Source organism: Candidatus Villigracilis sp., from assembly GCF_057083605.1.
On sequence record NZ_JBXMTI010000139.1, the window covers coordinates 24,404 to 39,893 of the forward strand.

Here is a 15,490-nt window from a genome sequence, read left to right on the forward strand (position 1 = left end):
ATACATTGGAATACACTTTAGTTTTTGGGATGCGCATGGGTATATTGGGCAAACATTATCCAACCCCCAATGGCTCCGCCAAGCATAATGGCAAGGATGGCTAAAATTGCGGCAATTAATTCGTTGAATGTTGAAGTAGCAATGACAAACAGGCCGCCACCGATCAGCAAACTTAGACTCCAACCCACAGCCATGATTGCGATTTGCTTCCCCGTCAATGCTGGCTGAGTCTTCTTCAATATCAAGCCGCTGAGCCACCCGGCAATTCCTCCCATAATGAAATAGAGAGGTCCGAAGAACAACGAGATCACTGTAGAGATGAACCAAACACCCGCGAGGGTCAATATCTGCCTGCGTGAAACAGAAGGCTCGATTCGCCTCCACGCCAGTCCAATGCCCAAACCAGCGACTGAACCCGCCAGCACAATTCCAATAGACGGATGCAGAAATGATCCAAAGATTAAACCTATAAGGACGGCGAGGGCAAAGCCACATGCAGTCAGGAGAACCGGCTGCCATAAGGGAAGTGAGATCGTTGTAATCGCTTTCTTTACGTTCTCTGATTTCGGAATCGCCGCGGCAAGTGTAGCGGAAGAGGATTCTGGAATTGCGGCTTGAAGCGCTTGAACCAATTCGCCAGCTGTCGCGAACCGATCCTCAGGTCTTTTTGCAAGCGATTTCAGAATTACGCGTTCGACGACTTCCGATAGATTTCCATTAAGTGTCCGAGGCAAAGGTAAGGGGTCATGGATGTGTTTGATGATGACAGCCATGGGTGTTTCAGCCTTATATGGAACGCGTCCAACTGCCATCTCGTACAAGATCACCCCCAATGAGTAAATGTCGGTGCGCGCATCCAGTTTTTCCCCAAGCCCCTGTTCGGGAGACATATACACTGGCGTACCCATGATCGCGCCGGATGTGGTCACCTGGATAGAACCCTCGATGATCTTCGCCAGGCCAAAATCCATCAGCATACAATTTTCGCGCTCGTCAATTAATATATTTCTGGGCTTCACGTCACGGTGGATCAAACCGTGTTGGTGGGCATAGTCGAGCGCGTCCCCTACTTGCGAAATCACCCTGCGGATTTGTGCCAACGGCAGCGGTTTGCCTTGCATGAGATTGACAAGTGTGCCGCCTTCAATGAACGGCATCACAATATAGGTGTAACCATCGGCTTCGCCAAAATCAAACACTGGCAGAATATGTGGATGCTGAAGTTTGGCGAGAACCTTTGCTTCCTGTTTGAAACGTCTTATGAACTCTGGATCACTGGCAAAATGTCGTGGCAGGATCTTGAGCGCAACATACCGATCCGTGGCGGGTTGATAAGCTTTGTATACAGCCGCCATTCCTCCTTCCCCTAAGGGCGCAACGATCTGATAAGGACCAAGCTGTTTGCCAGTGAGATTTTCCATAAGATGTTTGCTTACTAGCCCAAAACCTGCATACCGATTTTGTTGTTAAGAGTGTAGCACGAAACGAAAAAGAAACGCTACCCTGCAAGCTGATTAATGATCAATTTTTTACTGCCTTTACAATCGCTGCAATATGTTCAGGTGTATTCCCGCAGCAGCCACCCACCACCTTCGCTCCTAACTCAACATACTTCTTTGCATAAGTTGCCATGTCCTCGGGGCCCATGTCATAGACGCCCTGTTCTGTTTCAATGTCCATGTGAGGGACGCCAGCGTTTGGCTTAACCCACAACGGGAAATTCGGCACAGTTGCCGCATATTCTTTAACAACGGCTTCCATATTCTCAAGCGTCGTGCCACAGTTTGCGCCGACAAGTGTTGCGCCCATTTCGGTGTATCGCTTCATCACATCTTTGGGCTTCACGCCCATCATGGTGCGAGTGCCGCGGTCATAGCTGAATGAGACCACGATGGGGAGGTCGGTCACAAAGCGCGCGCCTTCAAACGCGGCGTTAGTTTCCTCGAATGAAAACATTGTCTCGATCAACAACAAGTCCACGCCGCCCTCGGCCAACGACTTGGCTTGTTCTGCAAATGTAGCTTTCACATCATCTGCTTCCAACGGGCCGTAGGGTTTAATCAAAGCGCCGACAGGGCCCATAGAACCAGCAACCAAGCCTCCGTTATATAAAGAAGCGGCTTTTCGTGCGATCTCTGCCGCGCGCATGTTCACCTCTGGAGTCCGATCCAGATATTTTGAATCCTTCATCCTCATGCGTGTGCCGCCAAAAGTGCATGTCAAAATAATATCTGAGCCTGCTTCGGCAAATGAACTTGCAAGTTTCAAAATGGTATCGGGGTCATCGATAATGAGATCCTCCGGCGGCTTGCCAGGTTTGAGACCCATTTTCTGCAAATTTGAACCCGTTGCCCCATCTGCAACGAGAATCTCCCCGCCGTTCAAACGCTCCAAAAATTTGTTCATAGATCCTCCGTAGGGGCACAGCGAAATCACTGAGAGTTTAAATGATTAATCGTCTCGCTGTGCCCCTACAAAAATTATTTTGACATAAAATTCTTCGCCATCGGATCCGCAACTCGGTTGGGAATCAAATGCGCGATATGCGGGAACGGCTCGCTCATATGTGGGAAGCTCGTCGCCAACATAAACTGGTTTTGGAATTCAGGATCGGTGGGTAATTCAAATCTTTCAACTTTGCGTGTCACCGAATCAATTTCATTTCGCTTTTCAACATTCAGCAATGCAATGCGTGCGCCGTCGCCCGCCGCGTTCCCGACTGCATATACATTATCCAACTCACAATCGGGGATCAAGCCAATGAGCATCGCTTTTTCTTTGTCGATATAACTTCCAAAACCGCCAGCGAGAATGATTTTATCAGGTGATTCCAAACCACTACGTTTTAATAATGTACGTGCCGCTGTGAAGAGTGCGGCTTTTGCCAATTGAATCTGTCTCACATCCTGTTGGGTCATTGGGATGTCGCGCCCGATAGATGTTTCCTCTGCCCAGGCGATCACATACTCCCAGCCGCTTTCTCCCTTTCGAATCCGCTTCGACTCCAGCCCTTGCTTGAACTTGCCCCGAGAATCCACAATCCCCGCTCGGAATAATTCTGCCACTCCGTCGATGATGGCGGAGCCACAGATCCCTTTGACCTTGCCCTTGAACTCAGCATGATCCGTATTCCAACCATCTACACCGATGACTTTATATTTTGGCTCTAGTGTATTCTCATCAATTTGGATGCGTTCCATAGCGCCAGGCGCGGCGCGCATTCCATATTCAACGTGCGCGCCTTCAAGCGCAGGGCCCGTCGGGGTGGAGGTACATACCAATCGTTTGCGATTTCCGAGGATCAATTCAGCATTTGTGCCAACATCGATCAACAGCCAATTTTCATCCTGCTTGTGAGGTTCTTCCGCCACGATCATGGCGCTGGTATCCGCACCAACGAAGGATGCAATAGTGGGCAGCACGTGGATATTGCCCGACGGATTGATCTGTATTCCAAGTTCACGCGCTTTGATGTCCATTGATTTGTGAATGGTCGGTACGAATGGCGCTAGCCCCAAATCCTTTGGATGAAGATTCAACAAGATATGGTGCATCGTGGAATTGCCCACTAGTACTATTTCAAGAATATCCTCAACTCTTAAGTCGTTGCGAGGGCGTTCTTTGCCCGAAGCAATCTCGCCCTCTTCATCAGGGAACTGCTTCGCGTTAATCGCTCGCAGCGACATGTTAGCTGTCTTAACGGCTTGCTTCAATAATTTATTCAACGTGCTGATTATTGCTTTATGTAATTTTTCCAACCCATCTGGGTTTTCAATCGCATACTGAATACGAGACATGACATCTTCGCCATACACGATCTGCGGGTTCATCTCTGATTCGGCGGCCAGCAATTCCCCAGTTCTCAAATTACAGAGATACAAAGCAACCGTTGTTGAACCAATATCCACAGCCGCGCCATAGCTGTCTTCCACATACCCAGCCTGAACTTCAATGACTTCCTTATCCTGCCAGACGGACACGGTCACATTCCATTTTGATTCACGTAATGTGGCAGATAAAGTCCGCAGGCATTGATAATCGATATTCAAATCAAACCAGCGAGGCAGGTTTTCTTCGCCACGACGAACCAGACCCATCGAAATCTCGAGTCCCTTTGCGAGGCGTTCCCAATCGGCAATGGGACGTTCTAAATTGGGTGGTGACATCGTCACCAAATATTTTCGAATTGCAGGTCTCACTTCGATTGCGCGGCTACTTGCGCTCTTGCGGACAATCTGCTTATTACCGCGACTTTCCTCAGGGACATTGACCAGCACATCTCCGCGAATCTTGCACTGACAGGAGAGCCGCACTTGCCCTACTTCCCAGCCTTTGTCCTTAAGTAGTTTTGGTCTGCGTGAGAAGTAAGCAGCTTCCTCCGTTGAAACGGGGGAGAGGTTCTCGCGTTTAGAGTCGATGTTGTATTTCTCGAAACGGCCCTCTTCTACTAAAACCATGCACTTGCCGCAGGTAGCATTCTCGGCACAAATGGATTCGATCTCCACACCAAGGTCACGCGCGGCTGAACGAATGGACTGGCCTTCGTCCACTTGCCCGCGGCTGCCAGAGGGTTGCAGGATGATGGTATGTTTTTGAGTCATAAGATTGACAATTGACAACGGGCGATTGACCATGGTCTGTGGTCCACCGTCCATCTTTGTTACTGGGAAACGCTTTCTCGACGAGGAATTTCTATTAGTGCGAACTCAGCTTCCAATTCAACGAGAAGCGCATCTGCAACTTCTTCGGGAGTACCCTCGCGTTCGATCCATTCGCCACGTTTGTATTCCTTTGCATAATCCGTGGTAGATGTTGCACCCACAGCCATGGCATAGGCGTCAATTTTGTTTTGTATTTTTTCTGAAAGTTGTTTTTTGATCGTGCGCCCATCGCCTTCAACAGTAAAAGATTGGGGGATGTGCTTCCAGTACATAATTCGGTATTTTGTCATTGCGTGTATCCTTGTAAAATTATATATAATTTTGTTAGGGGATTTTACGGGATGAATGGCTGTGGGTCAATGGAGAAGTTACTCCTCGCTGAGCGGAGTGAGGATGTGTACTTCATCCGAACGCAGTCGAAGTGTGCATGATTTGAAGATATTACATGGAATCTGTCCTTCGACTACACTCCTCGGAATACGCTCGTCGCCCCGCTCAAGACGAAGATATTGCATTTCCTGCCAGCCAGCCTGTTGTCCACGATGATTGAAAATTAAACCCACCTGTGAGACCGTCAATATCCAACACTTCACCAGCGAAGAAGAGATCCTCAACAATGCGGCTTTGCATGGTTTTGAAATCCACTTCATTCAGGTTCACGCCTCCACAAGTTACGAACTCTTCCTTGAATTGTCCCTTGCCTGTGATCTCAAATTGCCCCGCGGTTAATTCCTCCGCAAGTTTTCGCAACTCAACTTTTGTAATATCACCCCAGTTCTTATCGCCGATGAATTCCGTCAACTGCTTCCACAGACGAATAGGAATTTGTGAGAAGGCAGGTTGCGTTGCGATCTTTTTGCGGGCGCTTTCGGGCCAGCTCTTATTCCGCTGTAAAACTTCCAGGGTGGTATCCAACTTGTAGTCGCCGAGCCAGTTGACAGTTAAGGTGGAGCGGTATTTTTTGTCGAATAAAATTCGCGCGCCCCAGGCGGAAAGCCTCAGCACGGCGGGGCCGCTCAATCCCCAGTGAGTGATGAGCATGGGGCCTTGTTGTGTGATCGAATCCATTTTCACGGTCACGTTCTCAACTGCTACGCCCGCCAGTCCATCAATCCGTTTATCTTTCACGTTGAATGTAAATAATGAAGGCACTGGCTCTTCAATCGAATGCCCAAGCGATTTGATAATCTCACGCGTTTTGGAATCACTGCCGGTGGCGATGAGTAATTTTTTTGTTTGGAGAGGAAGAACTTCCGCATCTTTCCTGACCTCGAGCCTGAATCCACCCCTTGGACTTTTTTCCACCTTTAGCAGAGTTGCGCTAACATGCACCTTCACCCCAGCCTTATTTGCCGACTCGCGCAGGATGTTTGCGATGGTTTCCGCTGAATCGGTAATGGGAAACATGCGGTTGTCTGATTCGGTTTTTAGCTTCACGCCATGTGTTTCAAACCACTTGACTGTATCCAAAGGTTGGAAGCGTGTGAACGCGCCACGCAAAGCCATGCCGCCGCGCGGATAATAGGTGATGAGTTGCGCAGGGTCAAAACAGGCATGGGTCACGTTGCACCGCCCCCCACCGGAGATGAGCACCTTGCCCAGTGTCTGTGTGGATTTTTCAATAATTAAGACGCGCAGTTTCGGGTTCAATTCTGCACAGCGGATTGCAGCGAAAAAGCCCGCAGGCCCTCCGCCCGCGACGATAACATCCCATTTGGTGGTGATATAGTTTGTCATAAGTTGCCTGAGTATACCTGCTAAACCTTTATGTACTATTTTGGCTCACAAGGGCTTATCTTCCATGCGGCTGCAAATCTGACGATGCTTTGGTTCGTTTTCGTGTAAAATAAAAATCAAACCACAACTTACAGGAGTAATTGGCAAATAATGAAATTTTCCCCTACCCATCTTCCCGATATAATTCTTGTTCACCCCAAAGTTTTTGAAGATGAGAGAGGATTCTTTTTTGAAACCTATCGTGAAGACCATTTTTCCCAATCTGGAATCAACGTAAACTTTGTTCAGGATAATCATTCAGGTTCACAAAAGGGTGTATTGCGCGGATTGCATTATCAGATTCGCCAGGCACAAGGTAAACTGGTGCGGGCTATTTCAGGAGAGATATTTGATGTGGCTGTTGATATCCGCCGCTCGTCCCCGACGTTTGGGCAATGGGTGGGCGTTAATCTTTCCAGCGAAAATAAACTTCAATTGTGGGTTCCTGCGGGGTTTGCACACGGCTTTTGCGTTCTGAGCGAGTGGGCTGAGGTAACCTACAAAACCACAGATTATTATGCGCCGGAATGGGAACGCACTATTATCTGGAACGACTCACAAATTGGAATTGATTGGCCTCTGTTAGATAAATTCCAGCCATCTGTATCTGCAAAAGATGCGGCGGGACAATCCCTGGTAAGTGCTGAATTGTTTGAATAATTCATAGAATGGATCAGTAAATAATGAAAAATATATTAGTCACAGGCGGCGCAGGATTTATCGGATCAAATTTTATCCATTACCTGTTGCGCGTCAAGCCTGATGCGCATATTGTCAATATAGATGCGCTTACCTATGCAGGTAGCGAGGATAACTTAAAAGATATATCGGATGATCGCCGGTATACATTCGTTCAGGGAGATATTTGTGACAGCGAACTAATTGAAAAATTATTTCGCGAACATCAAATTGATACAGTCGTTCATTTTGCCGCTGAGTCGCATGTGGATCGTTCCATCCTCGATCCGGGGCGGTTCATTCAAACCAACATCAATGGAACATTTACCCTGTTACAGGCGGCGCAGAAGATATGGCTTCAAGAATCAGCGTCCTCTGTAAAGGATGTGCGTTTCCATCATGTTTCTACAGACGAAGTGTTCGGATCCCTAGCGCCCGGTGAACCTGCCTGGAATGAGGTTTCTCCTTACGCTCCCAACTCGCCTTATGCGGCTTCAAAAGCATCTGCAGATCATCTGGTGCGTGCATTTGGTCGCACTTATGGATTGCCTTATACACTTACCAATTGCTCCAATAATTACGGCCCATATCAGTTCCCTGAAAAATTAATCCCATTGATCATATTGAATGCAATTGAAGGGAAACGCCTCCCTATATATGGAGATGGACAACAGATCCGTGACTGGTTGCATGTTGAAGATCATTGTGACGCGATCTATCAAGTGTTGACAAAGGGCACAACCAGTTCAACCTATAATATCGGCGGTGAAAACCAGCCTGCAAATCTAACTATTGTTGAAACAATCTGTGAGATCCTGGATGAATTATTGCCTAATTCCAAGAATGTACCTCATACAAACCTGATCGAATTCGTTAAAGACCGCCCAGGACATGACCGCCGATATGACATGGATATTCGGAAAATCAGTCAGGAGCTTGGCTGGAAGCCGCGGCACTCGCTAAAGGAAGGCTTGGTGGATACGGTCAACTGGTATCTATCCCACCCTGACTGGGTTGCTACGATTCGAAATAAAAATGAATATCAGGGTTGGTTAGATCAAAATTATTTATCTCGCAAGTAGACAGGAGCAGGTGTTTTATGAAAGGTATTATTCTGGCGGGAGGACGCGGAACGCGTTTGCATCCTTTAACGAAAGTAGCAAGCAAGCAAATGCTGCCTGTTTACAACAAGCCTATGATCTACTACCCCTTATCCATGCTGATGATGGCGGGGATAAAAGATATTTTGGTTATTAGTACTCCGGAAGATTTGCCTACTTTTCAACGCTTACTTGGTGATGGTGCATCCTGGGGTATCAAATTTTCTTATGCAGAGCAGGCCGAGCCGCGGGGTTTGGCGGATGCTTTCCTGGTGGGCAGGGAATTTATTAACGGCGAACGAGTCTGCCTGATCCTTGGCGATAATATCTTTTTTGGTCATGGATTGAACGAATTGGTGCATCAGGCATCCGCTTTGACAAAAGGTGCGATCATTTTTGCCTACCCGGTCCAGGACCCGGAAAGATATGGCGTGGTGAAATTCGATGAAAAAGGGAAAGCCGTTAGCCTGGAAGAAAAGCCAAAACACCCTCAATCGAATTATGCGGTACCGGGCTTATACTTTTATGATGAGCGGGTGGTAGAATTTGCCCAGGCACTCAAACCCTCAAAACGCGGTGAGATTGAGATTACAGACTTGAACCGCATATACCTGGAAAAAGGGGAACTACAAGCCATTTCATTCGGGCGAGGGATTGCCTGGCTGGATGCCGGTACGCATGAATCACTGCTCCAGGCCGCAAATTTTGTGCAAGCAGTGGAAGACCGCCAGGGATTAATGATCTCCGCGCCGGAAGAAATTGCCTACCATCAAGGATTTATTAATGATGACCAATTGAGATTTCTGGCAGAGAATATGGGAAACAATAGGTACGCTTCCTATCTTCTACGCCTGGTTGAAGAGAACACCAAATGATTTCAGGAAAAACTATGTCAAATAGTGATAAGCAGTTTGTAAGTCATTTCGATGCTTCAAAAAACAGCAGCATGTTTGAACTTCTTTTGCACAATCTTCGCGAAATCTTCGTGTATCGTTATGCAATTTACAATTTTATCGGCACAAACCTTAGTTCCCGTTATCGCCGTTCGTCGATCGGATTCCTGTGGAGTCTGTTGAACCCATTGTTAACAATGTTGATTATGGCAGTGGTCTTTTCATCCCTATACAAGATGCCATTTACTCAATTCAGTCTGTATCTCTTTAGCGGTCTGCTGCCCTGGAACTTGGTCACATCCAGTCTGCTGGACGGCTCCATGTGCATTATCATTGCAGAGTCTTATCTGAAAAAGGTGTATGTTCCGAAAATAATTTTTCCAATCATTACATTGGCGGTGGAAACCATAAATTTCTTGCTTTCACTAGTCAGCTTGTTTCTTCTGGCGTTTTTTCTTGGAGCAAAATTGGGGTGGAGCTTATTGCTGCTCCCGTTTGCCTTATTATTGTTGGCCATGTTTTTGTTTGGACTGATATTGTTGATCAGCATCGCGACGATTTTCTTTCGCGATCTATCTCATATTTTAAAGATTGGATTGCTTGGTTTATTCTATCTAACACCGATACTCTATCCAATATCCTTGTTATCAGATCGTTTGTTGGGCTTTATCAAGCTAAATCCGTTTTATTATTTCATCACATTGTTTCATTTGATCATCTATGAAGCTGCATTTCCTAATTTTTTTGAATGGCTGATCTGCATTGTGTTGACAGCCGTGAGCTTGACCCTGGGCATCATCGTGTTTCAAAAAAACGAGAAGGATGTGATATACCGTTTATGAGCGCTTTCATCCAACTCGATCGGGTTTCCGTCAAATTTAGAATTTACCATAACCCCAACCCCTCCATGAAAGATGCAGCGGTTAATTGGTTTACAGGTAATAAAAAGCTTAATGATTTCCGGGATTTTTTTGCCCTTCATGAAATCACGTTGAAAATAAAACCTGGAGACAGGGTTGGCATCGTAGGATTAAACGGAGCGGGCAAATCAACATTACTGAAAACGATATCGGGCATTTACCAGCCACATCAAGGAAAAATATCCATCATGGGCAGGATTACCCCACTAATGGAGTTGGGAGCAGGATTCGACCCTGAGCAAACCGGCAGAAAAAATATTTTTCTGAATGGGGCCTTGCTTGGGTTTTCCCCAAAAGAAATGAAGAAAAAGGAAAGCGAAATCGCGGAATTTTCCGAATTAGGGGATTTTCTTGACCTGCCAGTTAAGTACTATTCCAGCGGCATGTATGGCAGGCTCGCTTTTTCAATTGCCACCATGACCGAGCCAGAGATCCTGATGATCGATGAAGTTTTTGCCACCGGCGACGGACATTTTGTGGAAAAAAGCACCCAACGAATTCAGTACATGGTCGAGCGATCTACTATTTTGATCGTGGTTTCGCATAACATCGATCAGATCCGCCGACTGTGCAATCGGGTTATTCTGCTTGACCATGGAAACGTGATCTCCGATGGCGACCCCGATAGTGTAATTGCACAATATGAGCAGAAACTTGCTAGTACATAAACACTCCTTCACGAAAAGCAAATTTGGGCGGCTCGTTTGCTGTCTGGGATGTTCTTCCTAATTCAGGATCAACAACATAATGGAATTCAGAATCGCAAGCTGATGATAATTCTCTTGTCATGACTAATCCAAGATTACTATTGCTTGCCAAGAATGGACAACTCGGTTGGGAATTGAACCGCACTCTTCTTTCTCTGGGGGATGTGATAGCTGTTTCAACCGGAGAGTTGGATCTCGAAAAATCTGATAGCTTCGTGAACCTGATCCGCGAGATAAAACCCGATTATATTATCAACCCTGCAGCCTACACTGCAGTGGATCAGGCTGAAGCAGAGCCAGATCGTGCCCGCAAGATAAATGGCATTGCTCCTGGTATCCTGGCTGAAGAGGCCAAAAAATTAAATTCGATCCTAATCCACTACTCAACAGATTATGTATTCGATGGCAGGAAGGGTGCGCCTTATTCTGAAGAAGATACGACCAAACCACTCAGTGTGTATGGACTCTCTAAATTAGTGGGGGAGCAAGCGATTCAGGCGGTGGGTGGATCTTATTTCATCTTTCGGACCAGCTGGGTTTATAGTTTGCGTTTGAAGGGCGGTTTTGTAAATAAGGTTTTAGAGTGGTCGCGCGAGCAGCCTGAATTGAGAATGGTGACGGATCAAATAGGCAGCCCCACCTGGGCGAGGATGTTGGCCGAAAATACTGCCCATCTCCTTGCGCGTGGTGATGATTATCTGTGCGAACGGGCAGGGCTGTATCATCTGGCAGGCGGCGGATTTGCCAGCCGCTTTGAGTGGGCCAGAGCTATCCTTGAATTTGACCCGAACCGGCACGAACAAATGGTCATGGAAATCATCCCTGCATTAACAGATGAATTTCCGTTACCGGCCGAACGCCCGCTCTTCTCTGCATTGGATTGTTCGAAATTTGAAAATGTATTTAACCTGAAATTACCAGACTGGAAAACCACCCTGCAACTTGCAATGAGTTAAAATGCAGGATAAATGAGTTGCAATTCAAATCGGAATAAAAATATACAAAAACAGATGGGGGTGTATTTTTTGCTGCTGACATTCATCTTTGCATCACTCTTCATACAGGTGGATGCAGGGAATGCGCAGGAGCCGCCTCCTTCTGTAACAGAGGTTGGGGCAAGTGATGGGGAAACATCCACACCAACAGCGCCACTGGAAGTCATAGAAACAGGGGCAACTGTCCCAGAGAGTGAAGCGGAGCCCTCGCTTGAAGTTCAAGAATCAGGCACATCCGATTCTTCATCCAGAATCCTTGTCACAATATCGCCCGGTGCCAAAATATTAAAGGTAATGGACAGAGTGCAGGATCATGGCAATGTAATTGAGATGGAGGAATTATCCAAGCTGGGGGTTTTCATGATGGATGTGCCGTCTGAAAACCTGGCAGAAAAGATGGAGCAAATAAAAAACATTAGCGGTGTGTTGGTTGTTGAGCCAGATTATCCGGTGCAGGCGGCGGATACAATCCCCAATGATCCCGGATTTGTAAATCAGTATGGGCTCACTTCCATCCATGCACCGCAAGGATGGGACCTTTCAACAGGCTCGAGTTCCATTACGATTGCGATTCTTGATAGCGGTGCAGACCTTGGGCATGTAGATTTAGTGAGCAAGCTGGTGGCTGGTTATGATTTTGTGAATAACGATTCTGTGCCGCAGGACGATTATGGTCATGGCACGCATGTGGCAGGGATTGCCGCGGCTTCCAGTAATAATGGCGCAGGTATTGCAGGGGTTTCATGGGGCGCAAGAGTCATGCCAGTGAAGGTATTGAATTCGTCAGGCGGCGGCAGTTATTCCAATGTTGCGGCGGGTATTGTGTGGGCCGTAGATAATGGTGCTCATGTTATCAACATGAGCTTTGGAGGAGTAGCACCTTCAGTGGTATTGCAAAATGCAGTTACGTATGCCTACAATAATAATGTTTTGATGTCTGCTTCAAGCGGAAATACCGGCAGCTCTTTTGTGCTTTACCCCGCACGCTATCCCGAAGTGATGGCAGTAGGGGCGAGCAATATGAGTAATCAGCCCGCCAGTTTTTCAAACTACGGTACTGAAGTGGATATTGCCGCTCCCGGCGAAAATATCTATAGTTTGTGGCCCGGCGGATATATGATTCAGACCGGCACATCGATGTCTGCGCCGCATGTGAGTGGCTTGGCCGCCGTTCTTTTTGGATACGTGACCAGCGCCGACTCCGTTCGAGGCGTTATTGAATCTACCGCTTTGGATATTGGCCCCGCGGGCTGGGATCTTTATTCTGGCGCAGGGTTGATCCAAATGGATGCGGCTCTCATGATGGTTGTGCCTCCTACTGCAACGGCAACATTAACGCTAGCGTTGCCGTCAGGCGGAGGTGGGGGATCGTTGAGCCTCCCTGGATTTTTCCCCAGCCTTTTATCGCCATTCCCAACCAGGACAGCCTCGCCTTCCCCTTCTCCGACACCTGCCACCCCTACCCAGACATTTACTCCGCTCAGAGAGACCCCAACTCCTACACCGACACTAACGCCGACAATTACACCAACTTCCATGCTGGATATCATCCCCTTGTGGGAAAACAAAATCGAAAGGTTGAAGATTTTCCTCTCGCCTTATTTCTGCTGTGCTTTTTTGATGATCCTTTTGGGGATATGGCTCTTTTGGCGGGGCAAGAGCAATAAAAGAAAAAGCCACAACAAAATTGTAATGTAATTCGGAAGCGTTCATCTACTGCCTGAGTTAGGTTAGTGGTAATATTGACTCAAACAAACGAATTTCCTCCCCATTATTTTAAACATCTCACCCTAAAAAAACCATCAATGCCTATAAAGGTTTTTAATTAAGGAACGAAACATGAATCAAAATAAATTCCCCTCTCATACCCGCAAAATTTTTGTATTAATTTTATTATTCGGTTTATTATTTTCTGCGCTTAGCGTGCCAAATACAAATGTAGTTACTGCGCAGGAACCCACCCCCACCGATGATGTCTCGGGCCAAATTGTAGGCGGTGCGCCGGCAACTGCTGGGGAATGGCCCTGGCAAGTCGCTTTAGTGGTTGGAACGACATCTAATATTTATGCCGATCAATTTTGCGGCGGTTCATTGATTTCGCCGCAATGGGTGTTGACTGCGGCGCATTGTGTGTATGGTGCTGCCCCCACAGATGTGGATGTTGTTGCCGGCATCTATAACCTCTCAACCGGGACAGGATACCAGCGGCGCGATCTTGCCCAGATCATTATTCACCCGAGTTATAACAATTCCACATTTGATTTTGATATTGCCCTGCTCCAATTGGCAAGTGCTGTCGCAATCGGCGGGAGTGGCGAAACAAAGACCGACTTGGTACCGCTAACATCATCTGCACTTGGCGATCTTGCGGGCACAACTTCATGGGTCACGGGTTGGGGCTACACGGAATCCAGTCCGTCATGGCCAGCACAACTTTATGAAGTGGATGTTCCGATCATCAGTAATTCACTCTGCAACAATGCCAGCCACTATAATGGCGCAATTACTTCCAATATGCTGTGCGCAGGTTACGAGGCGGGCGGTAAAGATTCGTGCGCGGGTGATTCGGGCGGACCACTAGTTGTTTCTAACGGCGGCATATGGAAGTTAGCGGGCATTGTTTCCTGGGGGGACGGTTGCGCTGACCCGGGTAATTACGGTGTCTATACTCGCGTCTCCAATTTCAATGACTGGATAGCTGATAATGCTCCTGTAGACTTGGCAGTGACTGCCATTGATATTTACCCTCCCAACATCGTTATTGACCCGAATGTCTACGAGAACGATGACATAACCATCGAAATAGAGACACAGAATTTAGGGTTTGTGGACTCCGGCGCATTCACGGTCAATTTCTATGTGGATGGTACTCCTGCGAACATCCCACCAGCCACTACTTGTAATAATAATGAAAGAGATTATCACGCCGGCTCCACCGGTTTGATGAACAACGGCATACCGAAGTATTGGACGATCACCATTCCAGCTGGTACCCTTCTCGAGGGTGATCATACAATTACAGTTTATGTCGATAGCTCATGTGTTGTGCCGGGAATTGGTGTGCCGGAAGTAAATGAAAGTAATAATGTTCTCGCCGAGACTTTTCACGTATATCCTGCGCCGGTAGGCCCTCCCACGTTCGATAGTGTATTGACCCCCCTCGATATTTCAGCCGAAGTGCTTCCTTATACCCCTGCGGTAGTGGATGTGCGTGGCACCACCCGCCATGCCACTGACCCGGATGGTTTTGGTTGCCATCTTCCTCCTCCGAATGAACTGGATGCCGGTCTGGCCTCGGTCTGGTACTTATATGAACCAATTGCGGATATCAACTTATATCTCGATACTTTTGGCTCAAATTATGATACCTATATAGCAGTCTGGGAGGGTACCATGCCAGGGGGCACACTAGTAGATTGTAATGACGATTATTCCGGTCTTTCATCCTCTGCGCTTGCAGTCAGCCTGACTGGAGGCTCCATTTATTACTTTGAGGTTGCTGAATACAGTAACCTTATTAACAGTGATGGTGTGATCAGTAATTCATTGGAAAAAACTGATTCAGATGTGGAGGCACAGGCGGGAGGAAATCTATACTTTAGGGTGCGTAAGACGCCCCTTGTGGATGTTACAATTGGTGGGATTCTAAGAGGTAATTATGCCATTCCACCGCAGACGAGCAATCGTCCAAGCTATGTCGGGCTGGACAGCGGTCCGGTCAAGGCGGACAGCAACAATGGAATCCCGATCATAGCTGGCC

General features: G+C 47.3%; 13 protein-coding genes. 8 read left to right on the forward strand and 5 right to left on the reverse strand.

Annotation, left to right across the window (positions count from 1 at the left end):
• Positions 1-17 precede the first annotated feature (17 nt).
• The 5 genes from AC14M5_RS20710 to AC14M5_RS20730 form a co-directional block, all read right to left on the reverse strand.
• Entirely contained in the window at positions 18-1,421 is a 1,404-nt protein-coding gene (locus AC14M5_RS20710) for a serine/threonine protein kinase (RefSeq protein WP_484031617.1), read from the reverse strand.
• Positions 1,422-1,521: 100 nt separating this feature from the next.
• Positions 1,522-2,406, reverse strand: a complete 885-nt coding sequence (locus AC14M5_RS20715) for a homocysteine S-methyltransferase family protein (RefSeq protein WP_484031618.1) — start codon at positions 2,404-2,406, stop codon at positions 1,522-1,524.
• 74 nt (positions 2,407-2,480) lie between these two features.
• Positions 2,481-4,655 (reverse strand): ASKHA domain-containing protein, encoded by a 2,175-nt coding sequence (locus AC14M5_RS20720; RefSeq protein WP_484031619.1) that lies wholly within the window; start codon positions 4,653-4,655, stop codon positions 2,481-2,483.
• A 5-nt stretch (positions 4,656-4,660) separates the two neighbouring features.
• The gene (locus tag AC14M5_RS20725; protein ID WP_484031620.1) at positions 4,661-4,951 is read right to left on the reverse strand and encodes a virulence factor; all 291 of its coding nucleotides are present in this window, start codon (positions 4,949-4,951) and stop codon (positions 4,661-4,663) included.
• A gap of 205 nt (positions 4,952-5,156) precedes the next feature.
• Positions 5,157-6,398 carry a BaiN/RdsA family NAD(P)/FAD-dependent oxidoreductase gene (locus AC14M5_RS20730; protein WP_484031621.1) on the reverse strand — a complete coding sequence of 414 codons (1,242 nt, stop codon included), beginning with the start codon at positions 6,396-6,398 and terminating at the stop codon, positions 5,157-5,159.
• 150 nt (positions 6,399-6,548) lie between these two features.
• On the opposite strand from AC14M5_RS20730, the gene rfbC reads away from it, so the two are divergent.
• The 8 genes from rfbC to AC14M5_RS20770 form a co-directional block, all read left to right on the forward strand.
• The gene (gene rfbC / locus AC14M5_RS20735; protein ID WP_484031622.1) at positions 6,549-7,097 is read left to right on the forward strand and encodes a dTDP-4-dehydrorhamnose 3,5-epimerase; all 549 of its coding nucleotides are present in this window, start codon (positions 6,549-6,551) and stop codon (positions 7,095-7,097) included.
• A gap of 23 nt (positions 7,098-7,120) precedes the next feature.
• Complete coding sequence (gene rfbB / locus AC14M5_RS20740; RefSeq protein ID WP_484031623.1) at positions 7,121-8,197, forward strand: dTDP-glucose 4,6-dehydratase; 1,077 nt, start codon at positions 7,121-7,123, stop codon at positions 8,195-8,197.
• A 17-nt stretch (positions 8,198-8,214) separates the two neighbouring features.
• Entirely contained in the window at positions 8,215-9,090 is an 876-nt protein-coding gene (rfbA, locus tag AC14M5_RS20745) for a glucose-1-phosphate thymidylyltransferase RfbA (protein ID WP_484031624.1), read from the forward strand.
• 14 nt (positions 9,091-9,104) lie between these two features.
• A complete protein-coding gene (locus AC14M5_RS20750) occupies positions 9,105-9,950 on the forward strand; it encodes an ABC transporter permease (protein WP_484031625.1) in 846 nt (281 codons plus the stop codon).
• Between the two features lie 65 nt (positions 9,951-10,015).
• Positions 10,016-10,696 carry an ABC transporter ATP-binding protein gene (locus AC14M5_RS20755; RefSeq protein ID WP_484031629.1) on the forward strand — a complete coding sequence of 227 codons (681 nt, stop codon included), beginning with the start codon at positions 10,016-10,018 and terminating at the stop codon, positions 10,694-10,696.
• 119 nt (positions 10,697-10,815) lie between these two features.
• On the forward strand, positions 10,816-11,691 hold the full coding sequence (rfbD, locus tag AC14M5_RS20760; protein WP_484031626.1) for a dTDP-4-dehydrorhamnose reductase: 876 nt from the start codon (positions 10,816-10,818) through the stop codon (positions 11,689-11,691).
• A gap of 12 nt (positions 11,692-11,703) precedes the next feature.
• A complete protein-coding gene (locus AC14M5_RS20765; protein ID WP_484031627.1) occupies positions 11,704-13,428 on the forward strand; it encodes a S8 family peptidase in 1,725 nt (574 codons plus the stop codon).
• 141 nt (positions 13,429-13,569) lie between these two features.
• Positions 13,570-15,490 (forward strand): trypsin-like serine protease (locus AC14M5_RS20770; RefSeq protein ID WP_484031628.1); only part of this gene is annotated, 1,921 nt, incomplete at its 3' end.

Bases quoted from the DNA above. Each gene is read 5' to 3' on its own strand.
- AC14M5_RS20710 (WP_484031617.1), bottom strand. From the start codon at position 1,421: ATGGAAAATCTCACTGGCAAACAGCTTGGTCCTTATCAGATCGTTGCG.
- AC14M5_RS20715 (WP_484031618.1), bottom strand. From the start codon at position 2,406: ATGAACAAATTTTTGGAGCGTTTGAACGGCGGGGAGATTCTCGTTGCA.
- AC14M5_RS20720 (WP_484031619.1), bottom strand. From the start codon at position 4,655: ATGGACGGTGGACCACAGACCATGGTCAATCGCCCGTTGTCAATTGTC.
- AC14M5_RS20725 (WP_484031620.1), bottom strand. From the start codon at position 4,951: ATGACAAAATACCGAATTATGTACTGGAAGCACATCCCCCAATCTTTT.
- AC14M5_RS20730 (WP_484031621.1), bottom strand. From the start codon at position 6,398: ATGACAAACTATATCACCACCAAATGGGATGTTATCGTCGCGGGCGGA.
- rfbC (WP_484031622.1), top strand. From the start codon at position 6,549: ATGAAATTTTCCCCTACCCATCTTCCCGATATAATTCTTGTTCACCCC.
- rfbB (WP_484031623.1), top strand. From the start codon at position 7,121: ATGAAAAATATATTAGTCACAGGCGGCGCAGGATTTATCGGATCAAAT.
- rfbA (WP_484031624.1), top strand. From the start codon at position 8,215: ATGAAAGGTATTATTCTGGCGGGAGGACGCGGAACGCGTTTGCATCCT.
- AC14M5_RS20750 (WP_484031625.1), top strand. From the start codon at position 9,105: ATGTCAAATAGTGATAAGCAGTTTGTAAGTCATTTCGATGCTTCAAAA.
- AC14M5_RS20755 (WP_484031629.1), top strand. From the start codon at position 10,016: ATGAAAGATGCAGCGGTTAATTGGTTTACAGGTAATAAAAAGCTTAAT.
- rfbD (WP_484031626.1), top strand. From the start codon at position 10,816: ATGACTAATCCAAGATTACTATTGCTTGCCAAGAATGGACAACTCGGT.
- AC14M5_RS20765 (WP_484031627.1), top strand. From the start codon at position 11,704: ATGAGTTGCAATTCAAATCGGAATAAAAATATACAAAAACAGATGGGG.